The 23,717-nt window shown below is 51.1% G+C and carries 24 protein-coding genes; 2 read left to right on the top strand and 22 right to left on the bottom strand.

Annotation, left to right across the window (positions count from 1 at the left end):
• Positions 1-98 precede the first annotated feature (98 nt).
• Positions 99-1,484, top strand: coding sequence for an MATE family efflux transporter (locus tag NFS35_RS10905; protein ID WP_251207158.1), 1,386 nt, complete (start codon positions 99-101; stop codon positions 1,482-1,484).
• 23 nt (positions 1,485-1,507) lie between these two features.
• Here NFS35_RS10905 and hisIE read toward each other — a convergent pair whose 3' ends face one another.
• From hisIE to NFS35_RS10845, 12 genes are all read right to left on the bottom strand, one after another.
• Positions 1,508-2,794 carry a bifunctional phosphoribosyl-AMP cyclohydrolase/phosphoribosyl-ATP diphosphatase HisIE gene (gene hisIE / locus NFS35_RS10900; protein ID WP_251207157.1) on the bottom strand — a complete coding sequence of 429 codons (1,287 nt, stop codon included), beginning with the start codon at positions 2,792-2,794 and terminating at the stop codon, positions 1,508-1,510.
• Between the two features lie 48 nt (positions 2,795-2,842).
• Positions 2,843-3,430 (bottom strand): imidazoleglycerol-phosphate dehydratase HisB, encoded by a 588-nt coding sequence (hisB, locus tag NFS35_RS10895; RefSeq protein ID WP_251207156.1) that lies wholly within the window; start codon positions 3,428-3,430, stop codon positions 2,843-2,845.
• Positions 3,427-4,734 (bottom strand): histidinol dehydrogenase, encoded by a 1,308-nt coding sequence (hisD, locus tag NFS35_RS10890; protein WP_251207155.1) that lies wholly within the window; start codon positions 4,732-4,734, stop codon positions 3,427-3,429. The genes hisB and hisD overlap by 4 nt, the downstream gene beginning before the upstream one ends.
• 25 nt (positions 4,735-4,759) lie before the next feature.
• Entirely contained in the window at positions 4,760-5,422 is a 663-nt protein-coding gene (hisG, locus tag NFS35_RS10885) for an ATP phosphoribosyltransferase (RefSeq protein ID WP_251207154.1), read from the bottom strand.
• Positions 5,419-6,576: an ATP phosphoribosyltransferase regulatory subunit gene (gene hisZ, locus NFS35_RS10880; protein ID WP_251207153.1), complete on the bottom strand. Its 1,158-nt coding sequence runs from the start codon at positions 6,574-6,576 to the stop codon at positions 5,419-5,421. The genes hisG and hisZ overlap by 4 nt, the downstream gene beginning before the upstream one ends.
• Positions 6,577-6,734: 158 nt before the next feature.
• The gene (locus NFS35_RS10875) at positions 6,735-7,268 is read right to left on the bottom strand and encodes a Holliday junction resolvase RecU (RefSeq protein ID WP_251207152.1); all 534 of its coding nucleotides are present in this window, start codon (positions 7,266-7,268) and stop codon (positions 6,735-6,737) included.
• Between the two features lie 9 nt (positions 7,269-7,277).
• Positions 7,278-8,354: an RluA family pseudouridine synthase gene (locus NFS35_RS10870; protein ID WP_251207151.1), complete on the bottom strand. Its 1,077-nt coding sequence runs from the start codon at positions 8,352-8,354 to the stop codon at positions 7,278-7,280.
• 34 nt (positions 8,355-8,388) lie between these two features.
• A complete protein-coding gene (locus tag NFS35_RS10865) occupies positions 8,389-8,715 on the bottom strand; it encodes a nucleotide pyrophosphohydrolase (RefSeq protein WP_251207150.1) in 327 nt (108 codons plus the stop codon).
• A gap of 25 nt (positions 8,716-8,740) precedes the next feature.
• Positions 8,741-9,325 carry a hypothetical protein gene (locus NFS35_RS10860; RefSeq protein ID WP_251207149.1) on the bottom strand — a complete coding sequence of 195 codons (585 nt, stop codon included), beginning with the start codon at positions 9,323-9,325 and terminating at the stop codon, positions 8,741-8,743.
• 4 nt (positions 9,326-9,329) lie between these two features.
• On the bottom strand, positions 9,330-10,103 hold the full coding sequence (locus NFS35_RS10855; protein WP_251207148.1) for an SDR family NAD(P)-dependent oxidoreductase: 774 nt from the start codon (positions 10,101-10,103) through the stop codon (positions 9,330-9,332).
• A 54-nt stretch (positions 10,104-10,157) separates the two neighbouring features.
• Positions 10,158-10,802: an HAD family hydrolase gene (locus tag NFS35_RS10850; RefSeq protein WP_251207278.1), complete on the bottom strand. Its 645-nt coding sequence runs from the start codon at positions 10,800-10,802 to the stop codon at positions 10,158-10,160.
• A gap of 1 nt (position 10,803) precedes the next feature.
• On the bottom strand, positions 10,804-11,547 hold the full coding sequence (locus tag NFS35_RS10845; protein WP_251207147.1) for a pseudouridine synthase: 744 nt from the start codon (positions 11,545-11,547) through the stop codon (positions 10,804-10,806).
• Between the two features lie 69 nt (positions 11,548-11,616).
• Here NFS35_RS10845 and NFS35_RS10840 point away from each other — a divergent pair, with 69 nt between their 5' ends.
• The gene (locus NFS35_RS10840) at positions 11,617-12,597 is read left to right on the top strand and encodes a hypothetical protein (RefSeq protein ID WP_251207146.1); all 981 of its coding nucleotides are present in this window, start codon (positions 11,617-11,619) and stop codon (positions 12,595-12,597) included.
• Positions 12,598-12,685: 88 nt separating this feature from the next.
• Here the strand turns inward: NFS35_RS10840 and NFS35_RS10835 are convergent, their stop codons facing one another.
• The 10 genes from NFS35_RS10835 to NFS35_RS10790 all read right to left on the bottom strand — a co-directional run bounded on the left by NFS35_RS10835 (position 12,686) and on the right by NFS35_RS10790 (position 23,630).
• Positions 12,686-13,282 carry a hypothetical protein gene (locus NFS35_RS10835; protein WP_251207145.1) on the bottom strand — a complete coding sequence of 199 codons (597 nt, stop codon included), beginning with the start codon at positions 13,280-13,282 and terminating at the stop codon, positions 12,686-12,688.
• A gap of 19 nt (positions 13,283-13,301) precedes the next feature.
• Positions 13,302-13,787, bottom strand: coding sequence for a pantetheine-phosphate adenylyltransferase (gene coaD / locus NFS35_RS10830; protein ID WP_251207144.1), 486 nt, complete (start codon positions 13,785-13,787; stop codon positions 13,302-13,304).
• Between the two features lie 33 nt (positions 13,788-13,820).
• On the bottom strand, positions 13,821-14,372 hold the full coding sequence (rsmD, locus tag NFS35_RS10825) for a 16S rRNA (guanine(966)-N(2))-methyltransferase RsmD (RefSeq protein ID WP_251207143.1): 552 nt from the start codon (positions 14,370-14,372) through the stop codon (positions 13,821-13,823).
• A 37-nt stretch (positions 14,373-14,409) separates the two neighbouring features.
• On the bottom strand, positions 14,410-16,704 hold the full coding sequence (locus tag NFS35_RS10820; RefSeq protein WP_251207142.1) for a DNA gyrase/topoisomerase IV subunit A: 2,295 nt from the start codon (positions 16,702-16,704) through the stop codon (positions 14,410-14,412).
• Between the two features lie 74 nt (positions 16,705-16,778).
• Complete coding sequence (locus NFS35_RS10815; RefSeq protein WP_251207141.1) at positions 16,779-18,302, bottom strand: DUF6056 family protein; 1,524 nt, start codon at positions 18,300-18,302, stop codon at positions 16,779-16,781.
• Between the two features lie 84 nt (positions 18,303-18,386).
• On the bottom strand, positions 18,387-20,309 hold the full coding sequence (locus NFS35_RS10810) for a DNA gyrase/topoisomerase IV subunit B (protein ID WP_251207140.1): 1,923 nt from the start codon (positions 20,307-20,309) through the stop codon (positions 18,387-18,389).
• Positions 20,310-20,457: 148 nt separating this feature from the next.
• Positions 20,458-21,327: a DegV family protein gene (locus tag NFS35_RS10805; protein ID WP_251207139.1), complete on the bottom strand. Its 870-nt coding sequence runs from the start codon at positions 21,325-21,327 to the stop codon at positions 20,458-20,460.
• Positions 21,328-21,430: 103 nt separating this feature from the next.
• Positions 21,431-21,850: a DUF3899 domain-containing protein gene (locus tag NFS35_RS10800; RefSeq protein WP_251207138.1), complete on the bottom strand. Its 420-nt coding sequence runs from the start codon at positions 21,848-21,850 to the stop codon at positions 21,431-21,433.
• A 3-nt stretch (positions 21,851-21,853) separates the two neighbouring features.
• Positions 21,854-23,134: an ABC transporter ATP-binding protein gene (locus NFS35_RS10795; protein ID WP_330640166.1), complete on the bottom strand. Its 1,281-nt coding sequence runs from the start codon at positions 23,132-23,134 to the stop codon at positions 21,854-21,856.
• A complete protein-coding gene (locus NFS35_RS10790) occupies positions 23,124-23,630 on the bottom strand; it encodes an oligopeptide/dipeptide ABC transporter ATP-binding protein (RefSeq protein ID WP_330640165.1) in 507 nt (168 codons plus the stop codon). The genes NFS35_RS10795 and NFS35_RS10790 overlap by 11 nt, the downstream gene beginning before the upstream one ends.
• Between the last annotated feature and the right edge of the window lie 87 nt (positions 23,631-23,717).

The raw sequence follows: 23,717 nt of genomic DNA, 5'->3' as shown, positions 1-23,717 counted from the left end.
TCGGTTATCATTGCAGTCAAATCCAAATTCTGCTACAATTCTTAAGGAAATAAAACTATGTCTGCAGTCTGCGGATTGCGGCGGAAATGGAGATTGCGATGGAGAAACAAGAGAAAAAGCAGGATATGGGAAGCGGCAGCATTCCGAAACTGATGCTGAACCTGGCGGTTCCTGCGGTGGTGGCACAGCTCATCAATATGCTCTACAACATTGTGGACAGGATTTATATCGGTCATATCCCGGATGCCGGCGCGTCTGCCCTGACAGGGGTGGGGCTGTTTCTCCCCATTCTGATGATGATTAATGCGTTCGCCATGCTGGCCGGTTCCGGCGGCGCGCCCAGGGCGGCCATAGCCATGGGGAAAAAGGATACGGAAGGCGCCCAGAAGATTCTGGGGAACTGCTTTTCCATGCTCATGATATTTGCGGTTCTGCTGACGGTGATATTCTATGTGTTCGCGCCCTGGCTGCTTCGCCTGTTCGGCGCCAGCGATGTGACTCTGCCCTACGCTCTCTCCTATGCCCGGATATATATCCTTGGAATCATCTTCGTGATGATTGTGATGGGGCTGAATCCTTTCATCACCACCCAGGGCTTTGCGAAATTCAGCATGATTACCACAGTGGCAGGCGCTGTGTGCAATATCATCCTGGATCCCATTCTGATTTTCGGTCTCAATATGGGTGTACAGGGCGCGGCCATAGCCACGGTCATCAGCCAGGCCGTCAGCGCGCTCTGGGTGCTGCGTTTTCTGCTGGGGAAAAAGACTATGCTGAAGCTTTCTGTCTTCAATATGAAGCTGGAGGCGCCGGTCATCCTGCCTTGCCTCGCGCTGGGCATATCCTCTTTTGTGATGCTCAGTACGGAGAGCATCCTGAATATCAGCTTCAACAGCAGCCTCTCCCGCTTTGGCGGAGATGTAGCCGTAGGGGCCATGACAATCATATCCTCCTGCAGTCAGCTTGTGCTGCTGCCCCTGCAGGGAATCTGCCAGGGCGGACAGCCGATTATGAGCTACAATTTCGGCGCGGGCAAAAAGGAACGGGTAAAACAGGCGTTTCGATGCCAGTTCCTCACCTGCACCGCCTACGCCTCTCTCATGTGGCTGCTGATGCTGCTCTTCCCCCGGATGTTCGCCGGCATCTTCAGCAGCGACGCGTCTTTGGTGGATTATACAGTCTGGGCCATGCGCATCTATATGGCAGGCATTTTCTCCACAGGCGTGCAGATTGGCTGCCAGCAGACTTTCATGGCGCTGGGACAGGCGAAAATCAGTCTGCTGATGGCATGCCTGAGAAAGCTGGTGCTGTTGATTCCGTTGATTTTCATTCTGCCGCTGGTCCTTTCCAATCAGGTCTTAGGCGTATTCGTGGCAGAGCCTGTCAGCGACATCCTGGCAGCCGGCGTCACGGCGACCATGCTCTTTACCAGGCTGAACGGGATTCTGGACAGAGGCGCAGGAGGACAGAAAGCGCAGGCTTAATGCCTGCGCTTTTCAATCAGTTTCTAACGGTTTGCCAGTTCCGTGGTAATCTCCTCCCAGCTGATTCCTTTTTCCGCCATCAATACCATCATATGGTACAGGAAATCGCTCATCTCGTACTTCACCTCATTGGAACCCGGGTTCTTGGCGGCGATGACGATTTCCGTGGCCTCCTCGCCCAGCTTTTTCAAAATCTTGTCGATTCCCTTGTCGAACAGGTAATTGGTGTAGGAACCCTCCTTGGGATGGAGTTTCCTGTCCTTTATGACATCAAAGACCTCTTCAAAGACCTGCAGGGGATTGGCGGTCTCTTCCTCCTCTTTTCTGACGATTCCGTTGAAGAAACAGCTCCTTGCCCCTGTGTGGCAGGCTGCCCCCACCTGAGAGACTCTGGCTAAGAGCGTGTCCATATCGCAGTCCGCATCGAGGCTCTTGAGATACTGGAAATGGCCGCTGGTCTCGCCTTTCAGCCACAGCTGTCCGCGGCTTCTGCTGAAATAGGTCATCCTGCCGGTGCGGAGGGTATGTCCGTAGGCCTCTTCGTTCATATATGCCATCATCAGTACTTCCCCGGTCCGGTGATCCTGTATGATGACAGGAATCAGGCCGTCCGAATTTTTCTTAAGGTCTTCCCATTGCAGAGCAGCTTCAAAAGTTTCCACCAAAACTCCATTCTCCTTACATAAGCCTTTCAGCGCCAGGATGTCCCGGTAATTGTCGTTGATCGTGTTCCCGGTGACGCCGCAGACATTTTCGTACGCAAAGATTTCCATCAGTTTATTCAGGGCAATCTGATTCACCTCCACCAGAAACGGCAGCTGTACCGCATCCATGGTAGCTCTGATCTGATGAGGATTCAGCAGAATCAGGCCTGATACATAGCTTTCCAGCAGCTCCCTGTTCTCCGCAAGATTATCCGCATTGTCGCAGGAAACGAGAATCTTTTCCCTGCCGAACCTCTGGGAGGCCTCTTTTGTGATGGCGATATTGCTGTCTTTGGTGTAATCCAGGACCGCGCGCCTGCAGCCGGCATAAAGCAGCTTTTTGACATCCTCCAGGCGCTTGATATTTCCGGCGCCTGTGACCTCCATCTCAGCTGCGGCACAGATTTCCTTGATTATGTCCAGGGCATCCTCGTGTTCCTGATCCTCCTGGGACATGTCGAATACTACAAGACCGTCCGCGCTGTTTTCATTATACAGATGCACCAGGCGCAGAGGATCTGTCTCCACTACGGAGGTATCTGTCAGCCGCCTTACCGCGTGGCCGTTGTAAAGGTAGATACATGGTACAAATTTTTTTACTAGCATATCAGTGACCTCATTTGTTAAATTTCTGCAGATGTAAGGATTGCCATATCAAAGGCTTCCTTTCGTGCTCAGCACATCCGCGGTCCGCGGCTCAGCGCATACCGCCATATCCAGAGCCTTGGCAAAGGCTTTGAACATGGCCTCTATGATGTGATGGGCGTTGCTGCCGTCCAGCTGCTTGATGTGGAGATTCATGCCCGCACTGTAAGAGACAGCATAAAAAAATTCCCTGATCAGTTCCGTGTCCAGACCTCCCACCCGGGGAGTCTGCAGCCGGGCGTCAAAGTTGAGATAGGGCCTGCCGCATAAGTCTACGGCACACAGAACCAGCGCGTCGTCCATGGGGAGGATAAAGTGGCCATATCTGCGGATTCCTTTCTTGTCCCCCACTGCCCCTGCGATGGCCTGTCCAAGTACGATGCCGGTATCTTCCACTGTGTGATGTCCGTCCACATGGAGATCGCCCGCCGCACGGCATTTCAGGTCGAAGAAACCATGCCTGGAGAATCCCTCCAGCATGTGGTCGAAAAAGCCGATGCCTGTGGCGATTTCGGCTTCTCCTGTGCCGTCCAGATTTAGGGAGATGGAGATATCGGTCTCCTTTGTCTTCCTGTCTATCTGCGCAGTCCTTGTCATAGGCACCCCTCACTTTCCTCAAACCGCACCCGGATGCTGTTCGCATGTGCCGTGAGCCCCTCGCTCTCGGCGAAAATTTCGATATCCTTATGTACTTTTCCCAATGCTTCTCTGGAATATGAGATGATGCTGGTCTTTTTCATAAAGTCTTCTACGTTCAAAGGTGAGAAAAACTTCGCCGTACCGTTTGTTGGCAGGATATGGTTAGGCCCTGCAAAATAGTCGCCCAGAGGCTCGGAGGAATATTCTCCCAGGAAAATGGCTCCCGCATTGCGGATTTTCGTCATTACTTCATACGGGTTGGCAGTGAGGATTTCCAGATGCTCTGAGGCAATCTCGTTGGCGGCGTCGATGGCGTCTTCCATAGTTTCGGCCAGCAGGATATAGCCGTAATTGTCCAGAGATTTCCGGATGATTTCCTTTCTGGACAGTTTTTCCGTAAAGACGTCCACCTGGGCGGAAATCTGCTCTGCCAGTTCTTTTGAAGTAGTGATCAAAATGGCGCTGGCCAGCTCGTCATGCTCTGCCTGAGAAAGCAAATCCGCCGCTACGTATTTCGGGTTGGCAGTCTCGTCCGCCAACACCAGAATCTCGCTGGGGCCGGCGATGGAGTCAATCCCCACATAGCCGTACACTGCCTTTTTAGCCAATGCCACGAAGATATTTCCGGGGCCTGTAAGCTTGTCCACCTTTGGAATGGATTCCGTGCCGAAAGCCATCGCGGCCACCGCCTGGGCGCCGCCTGCTTTGTAAATCGTGTCCACGCCCGCGATGTCCGCGGCTACCAGCGTGCCCGGATTCACCTGTCCCCGGGCATCGGGGGGCGTGGTCATGATGATTTCTCCCACTCCCGCCACCTTTGCGGGAATCACGTTCATCAGGACGCTGGAGGGGTAAGCGGCCTTTCCGCCGGGAACATAGATTCCGGCCCTTGCCACAGGAGTTATCTTCATGCCGAGAATCGTGCCATCCGCTTCGGGGCTGAACCAGCTGTTGCGCAGCTGCTTCTGGTGAAAGCTTCGGATATTGTCGGCAGAGCGTCTGATGACGTCCGCCAAACCGTCATCCAGCAGACCGTAGGCGGCATCGATTTCCGCCCTGGTTACTTTGATGTTATCCGCATTCAGGGCATACTTGTCGAATTTCAGGGTGTACTCGAACAGGGCCCTGTCTCTGTCCCTGCGCACATCCTCCAGGATGCCGTTTACCGTGCTCTCGTATTCGGAATAATTATTGGGGCTCCTTTTCAGCAGGTCGCTTAATATATTCGCTTTGGTTTCCGCTGTCAGTTTTACGATTCTCATGACTGTAAATCCACCTTTCTGCCCTTCAGGCTTCGTTTCCGCTTAACTTTTTCCGCAATCTCAGCACCAGTTCCTGGATTCTCGCCCGCTCCATCTGCATGCTGACCGGGTTGACGATCATTCTCGCGGAGAGGGGACAGACTTCTTCCAGCACTCCCAGGCCATTCTCTTTCAGGGTGGATCCGGTCTCCACGATATCTACTATGACTTCCGACAGTCCTACCAGCGGGCCCAGCTCCACAGAACCATTCAGCTTGATGATGTCCACGGTCTGATGTTTTTTGTTATAAAAATAGTCCTTGGCGATGTTGGGATATTTACTGGCCACGCGGATGCGCTCATGGTGCAGAAGCAGCTCCCTGGCGGATTCCGGGCCGCAGACGCACATCCTGCACTTGCCGAAACCAAGATCCAGCACCTCGTACACATTCCGGTTCTCCTCCAGCACGGTATCCCGCCCGGCTACGCCGATGTCCGCGGCGCCGTACTCCACATAGGTGGGCACGTCCGGGCCTTTGGCCAGGAAGAACTTCAGTTTCCACTCTTCATTTACGAATATCAGCTTTCTTGTATTTTTATCCTTCATCTCTTCACAGGAAATTCCCATTTCCTCGAAGAGAGCCAGGGTCTGGTTCGCGAGCCGTCCCTTGGCAAGCGCGAAAGTCAGATATTTATTATTTATGCTCATCTTGCGCCCTCCTTGGAAATCTCCCGTTCCAGGGGATGCCCATTACCCACCGGGAGCAGCACCGCCGCGATTCCCTCGCTGCGCAGTTTCCGGGCCTCCGCCAGCTTTTCGGCATAGTCTCCCGCATCGTAGTAAACCTTTCGGATTTCATCCGGGACAGGCAGCCGCACATTCTGTCTGGAAAGCGCCTCCATGATGCTGTCCACCACGATGACAAAACCGACCGCGGGCGCGTCTTTGCCGAACTGCTGCAGCAGCCTGTCATATCTGCCGCCTTTCACCACAGCCTCGCCCACGCCGTAGGTATATGCCTTGAAAATCATCCCCGTATAATAACGATATTTGCTGAGCATGCCCAGGTCGAAGGACACATAGGATTCCACGCCATAGAGCTGCAACAGGGAATAAAGCTTCTCCAGGCGGTGGACAGCGGCCAGGGAACGGGTATTTTCCACCATGGCCCCAGCTCCGGCCAGAGACCCCATATCGCCGAACATATCAGCCACCTTTAAGAGCCTGCTCTGATAGGGCTTGGCCACATTACTCTCTGCCAGAAGCTCCTGGGCCCCGAAATAATTCTTCCCGGAGATAAAGGAGCGCAGTTCCAGCTCCGTATCCTCATCCAGTCCGGCCTCTTCGCAGAGGCCCTTGAAATATTCCACATCGCCGATTGCGACCTGAAAGCGATTCAGTCCCGCGCGGAGAAGAGCTTTGATTACCATGCATATCATTTCGGCATCCGCCTCTACGCCAGAATCCCCTATCAGTTCCGCCCCCAGCTGGGTCACTTCTTTCAGCTTTCCCTGAAGATTGGAAGTGTTGGTGAAAGTATTGCCTATATAGCTGAAGCGGAGAGGATGCTTTTTCTCAGAGAAATACTTCGCGGCACAGCGGGCGATGGACGGCGTGAAGTCCGGCCGCAGCACCAGAGTATTCCCTTCTTTGTCAAAGAATTTATACAGTTCCTTGCTGGGAGTCGTCCCGATTTCTTTGGAAAACACATCAAAAAATTCAAATGTGGGCGTCTGGATATCCTCATAGCCGTAGAGACGGATGCATTCTCTCAGCTGCTGCTCCACATGGAATTTTTCCGCATATTCCTTTCCGTAGATATCCCGCACTCCCTCCGGCGTATGCAATAATTGCTGGCTCATAAGCTACCCAAACCTTTCCTGTGCCGACGCTGCATTGACTCGGTTGGTCGTCCTGACTGACCCGGTCAATATTATGCTGCTTTATCACGGCAATGTGCTGCCGCATTATCATAACGATGTATCGAACCACATTAGTATATCGGATGATTCTGTCGCTGTCAAGCCCTGTCCTCCAGGTCTTTCTGAAGGATATCCAGATAGGGAACCAGAATCCCGTGCTTGTGCGGCAAAACATATTCAGGATTCAATTCCTCATAACGGAAGCTTTTCCGGCCGCCCTCCTTTGCCCGGTTCCAGAAAAAGAGAAGCATCTGTAACGGCAGATAATACAGGATATCCTTATGCGTATAATATATCAGGAAAAAAGAGATGCCTCCCTGCTTTTCAAACTTTTCCATGAACGATACCTGATGCGCATGGATGTTCTGCAGGGCAAAGGTATCCGTGGCGCATTCCTTGGCGTCAAAGCAGACGGGAAGTCCCTGTACGGCTCCGATATAGTCCACCGTACTCTTCTGCTCGAAGTAGGCCAGCGTAATCTGGCGGCTCTCTTTATCTATCTTGATGGGCGTGATGGGCGTGGGCACCTTCTGAATCAGGGCCAGTCCGGCATCGGCATATTTTTCATTGGTCCTGTTGATCATCTCTTCCAGCGCCTGTCCCCGCAGGCCCCGGGAATTCCATGTGGCCATACCGCTCCTCTATTTTCTTCCATTTTTCAAATTTTCTAAAAGTTCTTTTTCCAGCCTCATAAAAAGGTTCGGGCTGGGGGCTATGACAGTTCTCCCACTTAAGGAACTGCCGACTCCGGATGCGATTTCCGGGAACGTGACCCTGCAGGCGTGAAGCAGTTGATGGGTCAGGCCATAGCGCCGTTTTAAATCACGGTTGACAGATTCCAGACCATATTTGGCGTCTCCCGCCAGCGGATGGCCTATGCTGGCCAGATGGGCGCGAATCTGATGGCTCTTTCCGGTTATCAGCTCTACCTCCAACAGAGTGTAATCTTCCGTGACGGTAACGGGTGAATATGCTGTGTGGATAAGGGCCGGCTTTTCGGCCTGATTTCTGCATTCTGGCTCATCGGACACAGACACTTGATTATTCCGGGAATCCTTTATGAGATAGCCCTGTATCGCGGCCGATTCCATCAGTGCGCCGACGCAGATGGCCCGATAATATTTCCGCACAGCGCGTTCCTTGATGCATCTGTTTAAGAATTGCAGCCCTGCCAGGCTCTTCCCGCCCAACACGATGCCGCTGGTATTCCTGTCCAGCCGGTTGCAGAGAGCCGGACGGAAAGTGGTAAGCTCATCGGTCAGGGCAGGGTTTTCCGCCAGCAGATATCCCACCATCCATTCGCTGAGGCTCAAATCGCCGTGTGCCGCTTTCTGCGTCAGGATGCCGGCAGGCTTGTTCAGTATCAGAAAATCCTCATCCTCGTACAATATCGAGATTCCCTGCAGCTTTTCATAAGCCTTCTCATATTCCTTTTCCGTAAGAAAGGGCGATTTTCGGGCAGGCTGTCTGTCTGTGCAGGTGTCCCGGCCCGGCGCTCTGCCGGAGAACTTCGCGAAAGTCTCATCTGAAAAAAAGGTGCAGACCTCATCCCCCGGGAAAAGAATCTCTTTCCCCTCGGCCTTTTTTCCATTCAGGGTGATGTTCTTCTTGCGCAGCATCTTATATAGAAAGCCGCTGCCTGCCAGGGGCAGATATTTATGTAAAAACTTATCCAGACGCTGTCCGGCCTGATTTGCTCCAATCGTTACTGACTGCATATGATTTCTCCAAAGCCCTTTCTCATGGCCGGCCCTACCATCTCTTCATGTTCCGTTTATGTTTTTCCAGATAGATGCTCTTGAATTCTTCGATGGAAATGCCGTAACAGAGCAGGATGTCATTGTAGTACATCAGGGCATCGGCCATTTCCTCGATGAAGTGAGCTCTTGTGTCTCTGTCGTCCATGATTTTCCGGACTCCCTCTTTCTTCATGACGTCAGCCGCTTCGCCTAACTCTATCATCATCCACAGCAGCTGATTCTTTCCCTGCTCCGGAGACAGCGGATTCCATTTGTCCTTGTATTTCTCCTGCAGCTGGCACTGTATCTCCCGCATTTCCTGTAAACTGAAATCTTCCATGGTAAATTTCTCCTATCCGTTTTCTTTACAATGAGACGCTTTTCAGGGTGGCGATAATTGCCTGTGTCGGCACCTCATCAGACGCCAGGTTCTTCATCTGTTCCAACCGTTCCGTATATTTTGACAGATTTGTAAAAATTTTTACAGTGGCGTTTTTATGGCCGTCCATTTTCAGGATATCGCCGATGTGCTTATAAAACTCGTTTTCCGGGAATGCGCTGTCCTCGGAAAAGCCGCATACCGTGTTGCCGCAGACAGCCAGGTGGCTCACCATATAATTTTTCTTATAGGAGGTGAATACCGTATCGTACAGGCAGTCGAGCCCCTGAATATGCTGTTCGATTTCTGCCGCCGTCTCGTCGCTGCAGCTTTTGAACCGCAGGAACATAATCGCTCCTACTGTGCTCTTGCTGGCGGGAAGACAGCCAAGTATGGCGACGATGCTGAGGAGGTTCGCACGGCTGCCGGTCTGGAGGTACCCTGCGGCGAACAGGGATATGGAGATGGCAAAATAGAGCACAGTGCGCATAATCTCATATTTTTTCTGGGTATCTAAATAATTCTTCGTCCCTTTGACGCTGCCTGTAGAGAACATTCGCTTCAGCTGCATGATTTCACAGTCCTTTCTTCTTCATTTGCGCCATTACATGTAAGATGGCGCTGTGCGGCACAGCCTTGGAAAGCGCCCATAATGCCTTGATGGGCAGGCTGCACACGGATACGGGGCGCCTGTAATAGGAATCTTTCAGGGCAAGCGCCACTACCCGGCTGGCTTCTGCCATGGTATATTTTTTCACGGCAAGGGTGGAGCCTGTGGCTTCTGCAATGTCAAAAAAAGGCGTATCCACAGGCCCGGGACAGACGCTGGTGACATAGATGCCGGCATTCTTAAGTTCCTCGCCCAGAGCCCTCGAAAAGCTCAGCACATAGGCTTTGGTGGCGGCATATACCGCAAAACCGGGCTGAGGCAGGAAAGCGGCGCTGGAGGCCATCTGGATGATGCGGCTGCCCCGCCTCATATAGGGAATCATGCGGTGCGTCAGGTCTGTCAGGGCTTCGCAGTTCAGACGCACCATTCCTGTCTCCAGGCGAGGCTCCTGTTCACAGAAACTTCCCATGATTCCGTAACCGGCACAGCCTATCAGTATCCGCACCACCGCATGGGACTGGAACACGGCTTCCTCCAAAGCGTCAAGGGATTCCTCCCGCGTGATGTCCATGGCAAATATCCTGGTCCTGTGTTTCAGGTCTTTCGCAAGCGCCTCCAGTTTTTCGCGGCTTCTCGCCACCAGCCAGAATTCTTCTGTCCTGTCGAAATGTCCGTCCATCTGCCTCGCGAATTCCCGGCCAATGCCGGAGGAGGCGCCTGTGATGATAATGATATTCATTGGCATTCCTTTCTTGCTTGTCATTCAACTCATTCTATAAAAATCAGGGGACATTCAAAATAAGTCCGCAAAATCTTCGATATAATAATCGGCCAGCTCCTTTTTAGCGGCTCTGGACTGCACGGAATACTCATCTTCCACGGCGCAGACGCGCATGCCGGCATTTTTCCCGGCAAGGATTCCGGCCACGATATCCTCGAATACCAGGCAGCGCTCCGGGGACACGCCAAGCCCCTCTGCCACGGCCAGATAGATATCGGGATTCGGCTTTCCGCGCAGCACGTCGGTGCCGGTCATGATGCAGGAAAAATAATCCCGGAGATTATGTACTTTCACCACATTTTCCACCAGTACCCTGGAATTGCTGGTAGCGATGCCCAACTGAATACCGAAATTTTTACAGCCGGCCAGAAATTCCGGGATACCTTTTTTCAGGGGAACCTCGTACATGTATTTATCCCATGCCATCCGATTCCACTCTTCCATGATTTCCTCCAGGGATTCCGGAATAGAAAAATGCTCCTTGAAATAATGGGCAGTCTCGCTAAAACTCATGCCCTCTATCTGTTCCTGCAGATTCTCCGGCAGGGCAATGCCATAGCGCCCCAGATATTCGATGTCGATGGCTTTCCACATCCACATGGAATCCACCAGCGAACCGTCCATATCGAATATGACCGCATCGATATCCTGCAGCATTTCATGTTTCATTTTCGGTTTCCTCCTGTGCTTTTTGCTTCCTGCCTCCGCTCTTTCTCAAAGTTTCCAGTTCTTCCCCGGACAGTTCGCGATACTCTCCCGGGGCCAGGTTCGGATCCAGGGTGAGTCCGCCGAATGCTGTCCGCCGCAGCTGCAGCACCTGGTTGTCCACAGCCTGGAGCATCCGCTTCACCTGATGGAATTTCCCTTCATGCAGGGTAAGGAGAATGATCCGCTCCTCCAGAACCGTTACCCGGGCAGGCAGAGTGAGGTTCTCTTCGCCGATGTCAAGGCCGTTTTCCAGCCTGCGGATGTCCTCCGGCAGCAAGACATGTTCCAGGACTGCCCGGTAAGTCTTATCCACATGCTTTTTCGGGGACAGCAGCCTGTGGGCCAGGTCTCCGTCGTTGGTAAGGAGCAATAGGCCTGTCACATCTTTGTCGAGTCTGCCAACAGGGAAGATGTCTTCCCTGGCGTCCTTTCCCAGGAGGGACACTACCGTCCTGGCCGTGTTGTCGCGACTTGCAGACACCACGCCCTCCGGTTTGTTCATCATATAGTAAACAAATCTACGGTATTGCAGTGCTTTTCCGCGAAAGGCGACTCTGTCCGAAAATTCGTCGATCTGCTGGTCCGGATTTGTCGTCGGGGTATCGTTGACGGTTACGGTTCCCTGACGGATGAACACTTTTACCTGGCTCCGGGAGCCGATATTCATTTCACACAAAAATTTATCCAGGCGCATGCCAATCTCCTCCTGGGAACGAATGTCCCTGTTCCGCTGCGCATATAGTATCAAAAAGGTTATCTTTCTATGAAACTGCTTACTGTAATGTTTCTTATGCTGCTAATCTGTATCCTGAGCCATTCCCGGATGAGCCTCTCCTATGCCTCCCTGGGGTTGGGCTTATGGTTTGAAAAAATGATTCCGTCGCTTCTGCCTTTCATGATTCTGTCCGGCGTTATGGTGCGGATGAAGCTGACGGACAAAGTCGCCATGCTGATATACCCAATTGCCGGACCGCTCTACAAAGTACGCAAAAACGTATGCTATGCCATGATGATGGGGTTTTTCTGCGGCTTTCCCATGGGGGCAAGGGTGGTGGATGACCTGTATAAAAGACAGATGATTACCAAAAGGGAGGCGGAATACCTCCTGGCTTTCTGCAACAATATCGGCCCGGTGTATTTCTGCAGCTTTGTGCTGCCTCTCCTGGGCAGAAAACTTGTGTTTCCTTATCTTTTCGGCATGTATGGGATTCCGGCTTTGTACGGCCTTGCGCTGCGTCATACGCGCTTTCGGGACTTGGATAACCCTAAGTCCCGGCAGGAATCCGTCCGTCCTGCGGCAGATTTGGTGGCCTGCGAAGATGGTTCTGCGGGTATCTGCCGGGATGTTTCCCGAAAAATTTCCCCCGGGGAAAGGCTTCTGGAGGAGATTGACAGCTCCATCCAGGCCTCCGTGCAGAGCATGCTTTCTCTGGGCGGTTACATGATTCTGTTCAATCTGCTGAATCTGGTTCCGCATCTGCTCCTGGGCCATCCGCTGACCGTGCTCTCGCCTTTGCTGGAAATCACAGGGGGCCTGCAGATGCTGGGGGAGTCCGTTCCGCTGTACAGCCTGATTGCGCTTTCCTTTGGGGGGCTGTCCTGTATCGCCCAGACCTACAGCTGCATCAAAGGTTCGGATTTGCCGATTGGCGATTATATTTTACATAAAATCATACTGACATTGCTGAACGGAATCTTCTATCTGTGCTGGTTCCTGCTCCTGCCCGGTTCATTCCTGCGCTGATTCGCTGCATATGCCCGGATACAGGAAAGAACCAGTTCCCTTGGAATGCTTTTCTTCCATACGAAACTGGTTCTGCCAATGGAATTTTTTATAATACATCCAATTTGTCGTCATCTTCAGGGTCATCCAGATGTATATCCAGATTCTCCGCGGGGTGGAGCGCTCTGAGGTTGGATTGAATCAGATCGCGGTATTGACCGAGAGAGCCCGCCAGACGCTCATAGTCAGAATTAGTGGACTGGATGGCCGCGGAGATGATGGAATCCAGTTCCGTCAGCCTGTCCTCCGTGTACAGGGAAGCCTGCATTCGAAGCTCATTGGCCTCCATGGTAGCCTTGTCCAGGATTTCCTGGGCCTGCCTTGCGGCAGTGGCCACGATTCCGTTGGCCTGTGAATAAGCCTGCTGCATGATCTCATGCTCGCTGATCAGCTCATTGGTGTGTACGGTGGCCTCGTCTATCAGCGCCTGTGCCTTTGACCTTGCATCGTTTAGGATCGCATCTTTGTTGCTTATGATTTTCTGATACCGTTTGATTTCTTCAGGTGTACGCATGCGCAGCTCACGGAGCAATTCATCGATTTCATCCTTGTTTACGATAATCTCTGAATTCGACATGAATTTGGGCTTGCAGCTTTCGATATACTCCTCCAGTTCATCAATCAATTGTTCTATTCTGCTGCTCATAAGCGTCACTCCTATACTATTAAAGAATATGGTATTTCTCATAAATCAACTTCGCCACAAACTCGGGAACGCACTGGCTGATATCGCCTCCAAAGCTTGCGATTTCCTTTACACTGGAGGAACTGAGGTATGCGTATTCCAGGCTTGTAGTCAGAAAGATGGTGTCCAGCTTTCCGTCCGAAAGTTTCCGATTCGTCTGGGCAATCTGCAGCTCATATTCAAAATCCGTGATGGCCCGCAAACCTCTGACCGCCACATGGATGTCATTCTCTCTTGCGTAATTGATTAAAAGACCGGTGAAGCTGTCCACCTGTACATTGGGGATATCCTTTGTAGCCTCTTTTAATATCTTAACACGTTCTTCCACAGAAAACAATGGTGTCTTTACTTTGTTGTTCAGGACGCTGACAATCAGCACATCAAATACTTCGGAAGCGCGTTTGATGACATCCAGATGCCCAAAGGTCACGGGATCGAAGCTCCCGGGATAGACGGCACGTTTCATGATTATACCCTCCTGCACATTTTGGGAAGAACGCTACACTTCCCTCTTCATAAAGATATGTTTGTTGGTCTTATAGCGTTTATCTTTCGTGATGGTGAAGCCCAGCTCCGTAACCCAGGAAAAATCTCTGTCCAGAACCGCCTCCACTATGATGATGGTATCCTCTGTCACATAGGGCATGTTTTTCAGAACCGCCAGAGCGGCTTTTTCCTCCCCGCTGTCATAGGGCGGATCCATGAAGATGATATTCGCTTCGCTCTCCCGGATGCTGCCCAGAGCACTGCAGGCGTCCTGCTTCAACACGACGCCTTTGTCCGCCATTTTCGTAAAGGTCAGGTTCTGCTGGATACAGGAAATCGCTTTCTGGGCATTGTCCACAAAATAAGCCTTCTTTGCGCCCCGGCTCAGGGCCTCGATTCCGATGCTGCCGCTGCCGCTGAACAGATCCACGAACACGCCCCCCGGAATGTCCCACTGCAGCATATTGAATAAAGTCTCTTTGATACGGTCTGTAGTGGGCCGGACGTCCAGCCCCTCAGGTGTCTTCAGGGGAAGGCTCCTGGCTGTTCCCGCAATCACTCTCATTGTAATCCATGCCTTTCCGCAGCCTGTACGCTGCACATCATACTCTTATTTTAGTTCCCTTGCTGTCACGTTTGGCTGTCTTTAACTTGTTCAGATTGATGGTTTTATCCTTGTATACAATGGAAGAAGAGCACTCCATGGAAGAAGAGCATTCCATGGAAGAAGAGCATTCCGTGGAAAACTCCGTGGAATTGGAGGTATAATATACATTTTCCACGAAATCTTTCGCCCCCAGCTTCATGCCCCGCACTCCCATCGCGGCCTTTTTCTGTTCAGGAACCTCTTCTATGGCAAATTTCAGGAAAAAACCCTCTTTTGTCTGCAGGACCACATAGCGCTGCTCTCCCAGAGGCATGACACTGATGACCCGGTCTCCCTCGCCAAGCTTGGTAGATGCCACTGTGCGCTTGGACACATCGAATTCCCCGCCGCTCACCAGCTTTATCATGGACTGCTCTGTGACAAAAACCACCTGGCGAAGGTTCAGCTGTGTCTGGCTGGTGATATAGACAATCGCCTCTTTTTCGGAATTGTAGTTGCTGATATTATCTATGGGCACACCCTTGTCCCTGAACTTCCCGAAAGGCAGATCCATGACCTTGATGGTGTGGAGCTGTCCTGCGGAGGTGAACAGGCATATCTTGCCGGTATTCTTACAGGGGAAGAGGAACCGGTTCTCGCTGTCAGCCGCTTCCTTGTTCCGCTCGTAGGTGGCGGTGTCGATGATTTTTGCGTATCCGAAGCGGTCCATGAGGAAGATGACTTCTGTTTCCTCTATCTCTTTTTCCTTATAGACGGCCTCTTCCACATTATCTATGACGGTTCTGCGCTTACGGCTGTATGCTTTTTTGAATTCATCCAGCTCGTTGATGATGACTTGGGCCATGGAATCCCTGCGGTCCAGGATATCCTCATAGCGGTAGATGTTCGCCATAGTATCCTCATGCTCTTTGATCAGGGCTTCGATTTCCAGGCCGATCAGCTTGTACAGGCGCATCTCCAGAATGGCATTGGCCTGCCGTTCCGTAAATGCAAGCTGCGCGGCCATGATTTTGGATTCCTTGGACTTGAACTTGATTCCCGCTGTCTTACCCTCTACCAGACAGGCTTTCGCCATGTTCCGGTCTTTGGAGCCCCGCAGGATTTCTATAATCAAGTCAATGACATTACAGGCCTTGATCAGCCCCTCCTGTACTTCCTTGCGCTCCAACTCTTTGGCCAGCAGATTATTATACTTTCTGGTGGCAATCTGGAACTGGAAATCCATGTTGGCTTTCAGAATCGTCTTTAAGCCCATAGTCTCCGGTCTGCCGTCGCTGATAGCCAGCATATTGACGCCGAAAGTGTCTTCCAGCCGGGTCTTCTTGTAGAGCAGATTCACAAAGTTCTCGGCATCGGCATCTTTCCGCAGCTCTATGACGATTCGGATGCCCTCTTTGGAGGACTGGTTGGAGATGTCCACGATGTCCTGTGTCTTCTTCGATTCCACCAGTCCTGCCACATCGGACAGGAACTTGGAGATGTTCATGCCGATCATGGGATAGGGAATCTCGGTGATGACCACATTGGTCTTGCCGCCCTTTTGCTTCTCGAATTCTACCTTGCCGCGGATTTTGATTTTCCCAACGCCGGTCTCATAAATCTGGAGCAGATCGTCCTTGTTGGTGACGATGCCGCCGGTGGGAAAATCGGGGCCTTTCAGATACCGCATCAGCTCTCTGGTGGTGATGTCCTCGTTGCGCATATAGGCTTTCATGGCGTCCACCACCTCGCCCAGATTGTGGGGCGGCGTACTGGTGGCCATGCCTACGGCGATGCCCTCGGAGCCGTTGATGAGGAAATTGGGCAGTTTTACAGGCAGAACGGAGGGCTCTTTCTCCGTCTCATCGAAATTCGGGACGAAATCCACCACGTCCTTGTCCAAATCCGCCAGATAAGCTTCCTGGGTTACTTTCTGCAGCCTTGCCTCCGTGTAACGCATAGCGGCCGCGCCGTCTCCCTCGATGTTGCCAAAGTTGCCGTGGCCGTCCACAAGGGGCAGGCCTTTTTTGAAGTCCTGAGCCATGACCACCAGGGAGTCATAAATGGAACTGTCGCCGTGAGGATGATATTTACCCATGGTATCGCCCACGATACGGGCGCATTTCCTGTAAGGTCTGTCGTAGCGGATGCCCAGCTCATACATATCGTAAAGGGTACGCCGCTGCACGGGCTTCAGTCCGTCCCGGACATCAGGGAGCGCTCTGGCTATGATGACGCTCATGGCGTAATCGATGAAGGACTTCTGCATCTCTTCGGAATATTCTGTTTTTATGATTCTGCTGTCTTCCATTTATTCTTAACCTTCCCAAATTATATCATATATTATTCTGTTTGTAAAAGAAAATGATTATGGCTATTCCTTAATTATTCTGCTTGCAGCGTCACTGCATCCTTGTGATACCAGTCAGCAAGCGCCTGATTGACCCAGTCTGACGAATCCTCTGTAATATCGTTAAAATAGAGAAGATACGGCTTTATGGAATAAGGCGGCAGAACGACTTCACTGTTGGTCTCATTCTCCAGCAGCTGACAGCGCTGCTCATATTCCGCATGATACTGCTGTGCTTCTCCGGCGCGCAGAGATTTCCAGGCATTAAGACTGGTCACGGTATTGCCTCCCCAAACATATAAACTGCAAAGCAGAAGCAAGCCCACAGCCATCCACGCAGGCAATATCCAACACATCCCTGCAGCAGTTTCCACTTGTTCCGTCTCCGACTTTATGCCCAAGAGATTTTTCCATCTCCTCTGAGTCCATCCAATCCAATAAATTTCATTGCCATACAGAAAAATGAATAGCGAGAAACGATATAAATTTTGAACTCTTCCGGCCCCCGTGATACCCAAAGCATAAATAGTAGGAGTAAATTGTGCCGCGAACAAGCCAAAGGATAAAAGGCTTATTAGCGCAGGGAAAGGATATCTATAGTCTTTCTTCTGTGTTATCTTCAGGATAATCGGAACCAGCAGGATACCCAATATGATATATGGCAAAACAGTACATGTCATCAGATATTCTGCAGCCGCTTTGCAGGACAGCAAAATGCTCTGTACGGCAGACTGATGATTCATTCCTGCGCTGTTCTGCCGGATTAGGTTTCCCGGAGCCGCGACATTCAGGATAAACACCAGAAGATAGAAAGCAAACTGCCCCAGCACTGCAAAACGGTATTTATGATGTCTGACAAAAAAATAAGTACAAGTAAACAGATGAATCAGAAATGTCACCAAAGCCGTAATATAATTACTCCCGCCAATAGCAAGATTCAGGACCACAAACAAGAGATTTATCAGCACAAACTGTAGCCGGGAAAATTTGCTATGATAAAAAACAACCAAGCAACCAGCCAGCAGTACGGTCAATGCATAAATAAAGGTATATACTATCGCGCCAGTGAACCAATAATAAGCTTCTACTGGAACAGTAGTCATAAGAACCTGCATGGAAATACAGCTTATGGCAATAATCACAGAACGTCCATAATCCGCAAGGAACACTTTACGCAGAGTCACTACAAAAGAAAAAAACTCACAGATGACAAGGCCTCCTAGCGCAAGATAGGTTCCTGCAAAATATGCATCTTGCGAAAAGAAGCCCAATAAACTGGATAACAGCCATACACTGAAATATGTTCCCTGCCAGGTATGATACATCTCATAGGCATACTGGGCCTGTGCACAAAAAACTTTCCATATGGAATGGCTTTCCTGCCATAGAGGAACCGAAACCGATGAAAATACATAATCGTCCGCACCGCTGAAATTGTAATGGCTAATCCTGAAGAGCGGAGCCAAAATCACAACAAGAAAAATAAGCAATCCTCCTGCTAAAATCTTGATTTGCAGACTTTCAGATTTAATTGACAATTTTCTCTTGTTCTTTTTCATGGATAAACTCCCATAGATTTCTGACTTGAAATATTTATAGTTGCAGGCCGCCAGAACTTGTTCCTGATTATCAAGCCTGCAGTTCTAAATATCCAGCTCCGCGTCCACAGCATGTTCATAAATAAAAGTCTTCCTCGGAGGAACTTCCGTCCCCATCAGAAGCTCCGTCACCTCCGAAGCCATCCTGGCGTCCTCGATCTCCACCAACTTCATCCGTCTGGTCTCCGGGTTCAGCGTAGTCTCCCAGAGCTGCTCCGCGTCCATCTCGCCAAGTCCTTTGTACCTCTGCAATGTGAAAGCCCCTTTGTGGGTCTTGCGATACTTTTCCAACGCTTTATCGTCATAGAGATACTGCTCTTCGCCTTTTGCGGGCATGGCTTTATACAGGGGCGGCATGGCGATGTACACATGTCCCTCGAATATCAGCTCCGGCATGAACCGATAGAACAATGTCAGCAAAAGATTCGAGATATGGGCCCCGTCCACGTCCGCATCCGCCATGATGATGATCTTGTCATAACGCAGCTTCGAGATATCGAAATCATTTCCATATCCTTCCGAAAACCCGCAGCCGAAAGCATTGATCATGGTCTTGATCTCTGCATTGGCCAATACCTTGTCGATGCTGGCTTTCTCCACATTCAGAATCTTGCCCCGGATAGGCAATATCGCCTGGAACATACGGTTCCTGGCCATCTTGGCGCTGCCCCCCGCGGAATCTCCCTCCACGATGAAAATCTCGCACTGGGACGGTGTCTTGGACTCGCAGTTGGCAAGCTTTCCGTTGGAATCGAAAGAGAACTTCTGCTTCGTCAGCATGTTCGTCTTGGCCCGCTCCTCCGACTTGCGGATTTTCGCGGCTTTCTCCGCACAGCCAATGATATTCTTCAGCGTGTCCAGATTCCGGTCGAAGAAATGGACAATCTCCTCTCCTGTCACCTTGGACACCACCTTGGCCGCGTCCTGATTGTCCAGTTTTGTCTTGGTCTGCCCCTCAAATCGGGGATCCGGATGCTTGATGGACACCACTGCCGTCATGCCGTTGCGCACATCCGCGCCTGTGAAATTGGAATCTTTTTCCTTTAAGATTCCCAGCTCTCTGGCGTAGGTATTGATTACGTTGGTGAACATGGTCTTGAAGCCTGTCAGATGGGTGCCGCCCTCTGAATTGTAGATATTGTTGCAGAATCCCAGTACATTCTCATGGAACTCATTGATATACTGAAACGCCACCTCAACGGAAATCCCCTCGCTCTCCCCGCTGAAATAGACAATATCGTGAACCGCCTCCTGGGACTTGTTCATGTCCTTAACGAAGCCCGTGATTCCATCAGGTTCATGGAAAGTCACTGTCTCCGGCACTTCCTTGCGCTTATCCTCAAAAATAATCGTCAGATTCGGATTCAGATAAGCCGTCTCATGAAGCCGGCTCTTCACATCATCCTCCTTGAACCGTGTCTTGTCAAAAATCGTATCATCCGGCAGGAAATTGATGATTGTCCCGGACTCCCTCGTCCTTCCTATCACCGGGAGCAGCCCGTCCTTAAGCGGCGTAATCGGGTTCCCCCGCTCATACGTATCCTCATAGATACAGCCGCCCGTCTTGACCGTCACGGTCAATCTGGTGGAAAGGGCATTCACCACCGAAGAGCCCACTCCGTGGAGGCCTCCGCTGGTTTTGTATGCTGAATTATCGAATTTACCGCCTGCGTGAAGCGTGGTGAACACCAGCCGCTCCGCGCTGATTCCTTTTTCGTGCATCCCCACCGGAATGCCTCGTCCATTGTCCGTCACCGTGGCCGATCCGTCCGCTTCCAGGGTCACCCGGATGGTATCGCATACCCCCGCCAGATGCTCGTCCACGGCATTGTCCACAATCTCATATATCAGATGATTCAGACCCTTGGTGGAGGTGCTGCCGATATACATTCCCGGCCGTTTCCGCACAGCCTCCAACCCCTCCAGCACCGTAATGCTGGAGGCGTCATAATTACTTACAGTTGCCATCTATAAACCTCTCTGTCCCAAAACTTCCATGCCCTGAACCGTTCCATGATAAACTGCATGAAAAACAAAAACATGGAAGAACATACGTTCCTATTCTATAATAAACGAAATGTTTCAAAAAAACAAGTAGATTTTTCCGAAACTTTTTTTAGGCTTTAATCTTTCTGCAGCAGGCGAAAGCAAGCGCTCCGGGCCCGATATGACAAGCCACGCTTAAGGATAATGCATCGATATGGATATCATACCCCGGAAAATGCTTCAATATCTCTTCTTTGTACACTTTAGCTTCTTCCAGGTTCGCCGTATGGGCAATCTGCAGCCAGATATGATTGTCTTCCGTCATTCCGCCGAAGCGCTTCTCGATATCGGCCTTGATGGCATTTATCATGATGCTCTTCCCCTGGTTCGTGGTCCTGGCCTTTGCGAAAGCGTCCAGCTTCTCGCCCTGAATCTGCAGCACAGGCTTCAAGCGCAGCATCGTCCCGATGGCCGCGGCCGCGGGGGTTATCCGTCCGCCTTTCTTCAGATAGTACAGTGTATCCAGCATGATATAAATGCTGCTGTTGAATTTATCCGCCTCCAGGAATTCCTTGATTTCCTTCGCATTCTTTCCCCTGGCGGCCAGAAGCTTCGCATCCAGACAGGACTGCCGTTGGGTGACGGAAATCCGCTGGTTGTTCACTACCTGCACCCGCCCATGATAATCTTCTGCCAGAAGCATGGCGCTCTGGCAGGAGCCTGACAGACCGCTGCTCATGGGGATATGGACAAGCTCATCATATTCTTCCAGAACCGTGTCCCACAGTTTCATGACAGATTCCGGCGAGGGCTGGCTGGTGGCGATATTGGCGCCTGAGGCAAGCTTTTGGTAGAATTCTTCCTGAGTCAGGTTGATATCCTCATAAAAAGTCTCCTCATCAATCATAAAAGGCATGGGCAGCACATAGACGCCTGTCTCCTTTCCCGCCGCTTGTGTGATTCCGCTGTTACTGTCTGTTACGATTGCTATCTTTGACATAATTTCCCCCATTCCGCCCGTGAAAGTTTCTAAAAACAGGGCATGCTCTTACTGATATTTTTTCGGCAAGATTATTTTACTGTTATATCGGGAGAAAGTCAACTTATATCCTGTAAAAAATACCTGCGAACACGATTGCCAGAACAGCACAGACAGCCCCCACTGTCAGCAATATCCGCTTTGGCGAGGTTTTTCCCTCTCTGCGCTGTGTCTTTTTTTCCGTATAATAGGTAAAATAGTCCTTGCGCTCTTCAAATCGGTGCTTCATCGGGGAAAACAGCCGGACTACCATGTAGCCCAGATAGCCGAAAGCATGGAAATTGCCGGCATCGGCAATCCATGTGAGCAGCCCGAAGCCGATATAGAATACAGCCGCCACAAAAAAGCCATCGCTCAGGAAGCGGAAAAGCATTTTTTTGTCCAGCCCGTAGAAATCGGTTTCCATCAAAGTGACAAGTATGGCAATGGCAGCTGCCGCCGCCATTGCCATGCCGTATCGAAGAAAAATTTTCCTATCTTTCATATGTTAATTCTTCAGATTCCTTTCCTGTGTCCCCGCCAGACTCCTGCGGTACTTTTCCAGCTCCGCCGTATTGCAGCTCACAAAATGCCCCGGCGCCGCCTCCTGCAGGACGGGAGCCTCCTGGGAATAGTCATGGGCCTGATCCGGCACATAGGTGATCCGCCTGCGCTTCTTCTCATATTCCGGATCCGGCAGGGGAATGGCCGAGAGCAGGGATTTGGTATATGGATGGAGAGGATGCCCGAACAATTCATCCGCTGGTGCGATCTCTACGATTTTACCAAAATACATGACGATAATCCGGTCGGAAAAATACTTTACAACGGACAAGTCATGGGCGATGAACAGAATCGTCAGACCCAGCTCCTCCCGCAGCTCATTCAGCAGATTGATGACCTGCGCCTGGATGGAGACGTCCAATGCGCTGACCGGCTCGTCCGCGATGATCAGGTCAGGATTCATGATGATGGCCCGGGCGATGCCGATACGCTGCCTTTGTCCCCCTGAGAATTCATGGGGGTAACGTCCCGCGTGCTCCCGCACAAGGCCTACCTTTTCCAGCATCTCATAAACCTTTTTATCGATATAGTCCTTGTCCTTGATTCCCTGAATGGTCAGTCCCTCTGCGATGATCTCGCGTACCGTCATGCGGGGATTCAGGGAGGCGATTGGGTCTTGGAAAATCATCTGTATCCTGGTGACGATGTTTTCTTTCTCGGCGTCCTTTATCTTCTCGGCCCGCTCTTTTTTCAGCTGCTCCAGAAGGACAGTATTTCCTGCGGCAGCTTTTTCTTTTTCATCATACGCTTCGGCAATCCCACGGAGGATACGCTCTCTATAGAGCCTGATGCAGTTCTTATGGTCATTTTTAGCCTCCTGGATAAGTCGTTTCTGCTCCTCCACAAAGGCGGACAGACGCTCCTTTTCCGCCCTGATTTCATCCGTTTTCCCGGCTTTCTTCAGCTTGTTGACGGTATCACGGCTCTTCCTGCGCTCCAAAGCGATAGCGTCTGTGTAGGAACGGGTGCCTGCCACGATGCGCTGGCCCTTGAAATACACATCTCCCGATGTGGCATTATAAAGCTTGATGATGGAACGGCCCGTGGTGGTCTTGCCGCAGCCGGATTCCCCCACTATTCCTACGACCTCTCCCTTTTTCACAGAAAAGCTGATATCGTCCACCGCCTTGAAATCACGCTTGCCGAAATACTGTTTCAGATGACGGACTTCCAGTATGTTTTCCGTGGAATGTTTTTTTCCCATTGTCTTGAACTCATTGCTCATAATCCGGCACCTCCATTTCTTTCATTGTCCTGATGCGGTTCTGGATGTTCTCCGGCAGCCCGATTTTGGGCGCATCCGGATGCAGGAGCCAGGTGGCCGCGTAATGGGTGTCGGATACCTTGAAGAACGGCGGCTGCTTCTCGAAATCTATCTTCATGGCATACTTGTTCCTGTCCGCAAAGGCGTCGCCTTTGGGCGGGTATATCATATTCGGCGGCGTCCCCGGAATCGCCTCCAGGACATCCTTTGTGTCCAGCGAGGGCATGGAGGAAAGCAGCGCCCAGGTATATGGATGCTTTGGATCATAGAAAATATCCCGCACCGTTCCGTACTCCACAATCTTGCCGGCGTACATGACTGCCACCTTATCCGCCATATTGGCCACCACTCCCAGGTCGTGGGTGATGAACAGGACGGAGATATTCCGCTTCTTTTTGACTTTATAGGAAATTGCGTCTTTTGGAGTGGCAAAAAGAAACGTACGTTTTGCGAACATATGTTTGACAAAAAAATAAATGTGGGCATAAAAAACAGGCGGTACGGAATTTTAAAAGATATAGAATCCATCTTCTCCGAAATCGTC

Origin of the sequence: Acetatifactor aquisgranensis, from assembly GCF_943193215.1 — a bacterium.
In the GTDB taxonomy this organism is placed as follows: domain Bacteria; phylum Bacillota; class Clostridia; order Lachnospirales; family Lachnospiraceae; genus Acetatifactor; species Acetatifactor aquisgranensis.
This window is presented reverse-complemented; position numbering and strand designations above follow the sequence as displayed.

Excerpts from the sequence above, each read along its gene's own strand:
- NFS35_RS10905 (WP_251207158.1), top strand. The coding sequence starts at position 99 with ATGGAGAAACAAGAGAAAAAGCAGGATATGGGAAGCGGCAGCATTCCG.
- hisIE (WP_251207157.1), bottom strand. The coding sequence starts at position 2,794 with ATGCTAGTAAAAAAATTTGTACCATGTATCTACCTTTACAACGGCCAC.
- hisB (WP_251207156.1), bottom strand. The coding sequence starts at position 3,430 with ATGACAAGGACTGCGCAGATAGACAGGAAGACAAAGGAGACCGATATC.
- hisD (WP_251207155.1), bottom strand. The coding sequence starts at position 4,734 with ATGAGAATCGTAAAACTGACAGCGGAAACCAAAGCGAATATATTAAGC.
- hisG (WP_251207154.1), bottom strand. The coding sequence starts at position 5,422 with ATGAGCATAAATAATAAATATCTGACTTTCGCGCTTGCCAAGGGACGG.
- hisZ (WP_251207153.1), bottom strand. The coding sequence starts at position 6,576 with ATGAGCCAGCAATTATTGCATACGCCGGAGGGAGTGCGGGATATCTAC.
- NFS35_RS10875 (WP_251207152.1), bottom strand. The coding sequence starts at position 7,268 with ATGGCCACATGGAATTCCCGGGGCCTGCGGGGACAGGCGCTGGAAGAG.
- NFS35_RS10870 (WP_251207151.1), bottom strand. The coding sequence starts at position 8,354 with ATGCAGTCAGTAACGATTGGAGCAAATCAGGCCGGACAGCGTCTGGAT.
- NFS35_RS10865 (WP_251207150.1), bottom strand. The coding sequence starts at position 8,715 with ATGGAAGATTTCAGTTTACAGGAAATGCGGGAGATACAGTGCCAGCTG.
- NFS35_RS10860 (WP_251207149.1), bottom strand. The coding sequence starts at position 9,325 with ATGCAGCTGAAGCGAATGTTCTCTACAGGCAGCGTCAAAGGGACGAAG.
- NFS35_RS10855 (WP_251207148.1), bottom strand. The coding sequence starts at position 10,103 with ATGAATATCATTATCATCACAGGCGCCTCCTCCGGCATTGGCCGGGAA.
- NFS35_RS10850 (WP_251207278.1), bottom strand. The coding sequence starts at position 10,802 with ATGCTGCAGGATATCGATGCGGTCATATTCGATATGGACGGTTCGCTG.
- NFS35_RS10845 (WP_251207147.1), bottom strand. The coding sequence starts at position 11,547 with ATGCGCCTGGATAAATTTTTGTGTGAAATGAATATCGGCTCCCGGAGC.
- NFS35_RS10840 (WP_251207146.1), top strand. The coding sequence starts at position 11,617 with ATGAAACTGCTTACTGTAATGTTTCTTATGCTGCTAATCTGTATCCTG.
- NFS35_RS10835 (WP_251207145.1), bottom strand. The coding sequence starts at position 13,282 with ATGAGCAGCAGAATAGAACAATTGATTGATGAACTGGAGGAGTATATC.
- coaD (WP_251207144.1), bottom strand. The coding sequence starts at position 13,787 with ATGAAACGTGCCGTCTATCCCGGGAGCTTCGATCCCGTGACCTTTGGG.
- rsmD (WP_251207143.1), bottom strand. The coding sequence starts at position 14,372 with ATGAGAGTGATTGCGGGAACAGCCAGGAGCCTTCCCCTGAAGACACCT.
- NFS35_RS10820 (WP_251207142.1), bottom strand. The coding sequence starts at position 16,704 with ATGGAAGACAGCAGAATCATAAAAACAGAATATTCCGAAGAGATGCAG.
- NFS35_RS10815 (WP_251207141.1), bottom strand. The coding sequence starts at position 18,302 with ATGAAAAAGAACAAGAGAAAATTGTCAATTAAATCTGAAAGTCTGCAA.
- NFS35_RS10810 (WP_251207140.1), bottom strand. The coding sequence starts at position 20,309 with ATGGCAACTGTAAGTAATTATGACGCCTCCAGCATTACGGTGCTGGAG.
- NFS35_RS10805 (WP_251207139.1), bottom strand. The coding sequence starts at position 21,327 with ATGTCAAAGATAGCAATCGTAACAGACAGTAACAGCGGAATCACACAA.
- NFS35_RS10800 (WP_251207138.1), bottom strand. The coding sequence starts at position 21,850 with ATGAAAGATAGGAAAATTTTTCTTCGATACGGCATGGCAATGGCGGCG.
- NFS35_RS10795 (WP_330640166.1), bottom strand. The coding sequence starts at position 23,134 with ATGAGCAATGAGTTCAAGACAATGGGAAAAAAACATTCCACGGAAAAC.
- NFS35_RS10790 (WP_330640165.1), bottom strand. The coding sequence starts at position 23,630 with ATGTTCGCAAAACGTACGTTTCTTTTTGCCACTCCAAAAGACGCAATT.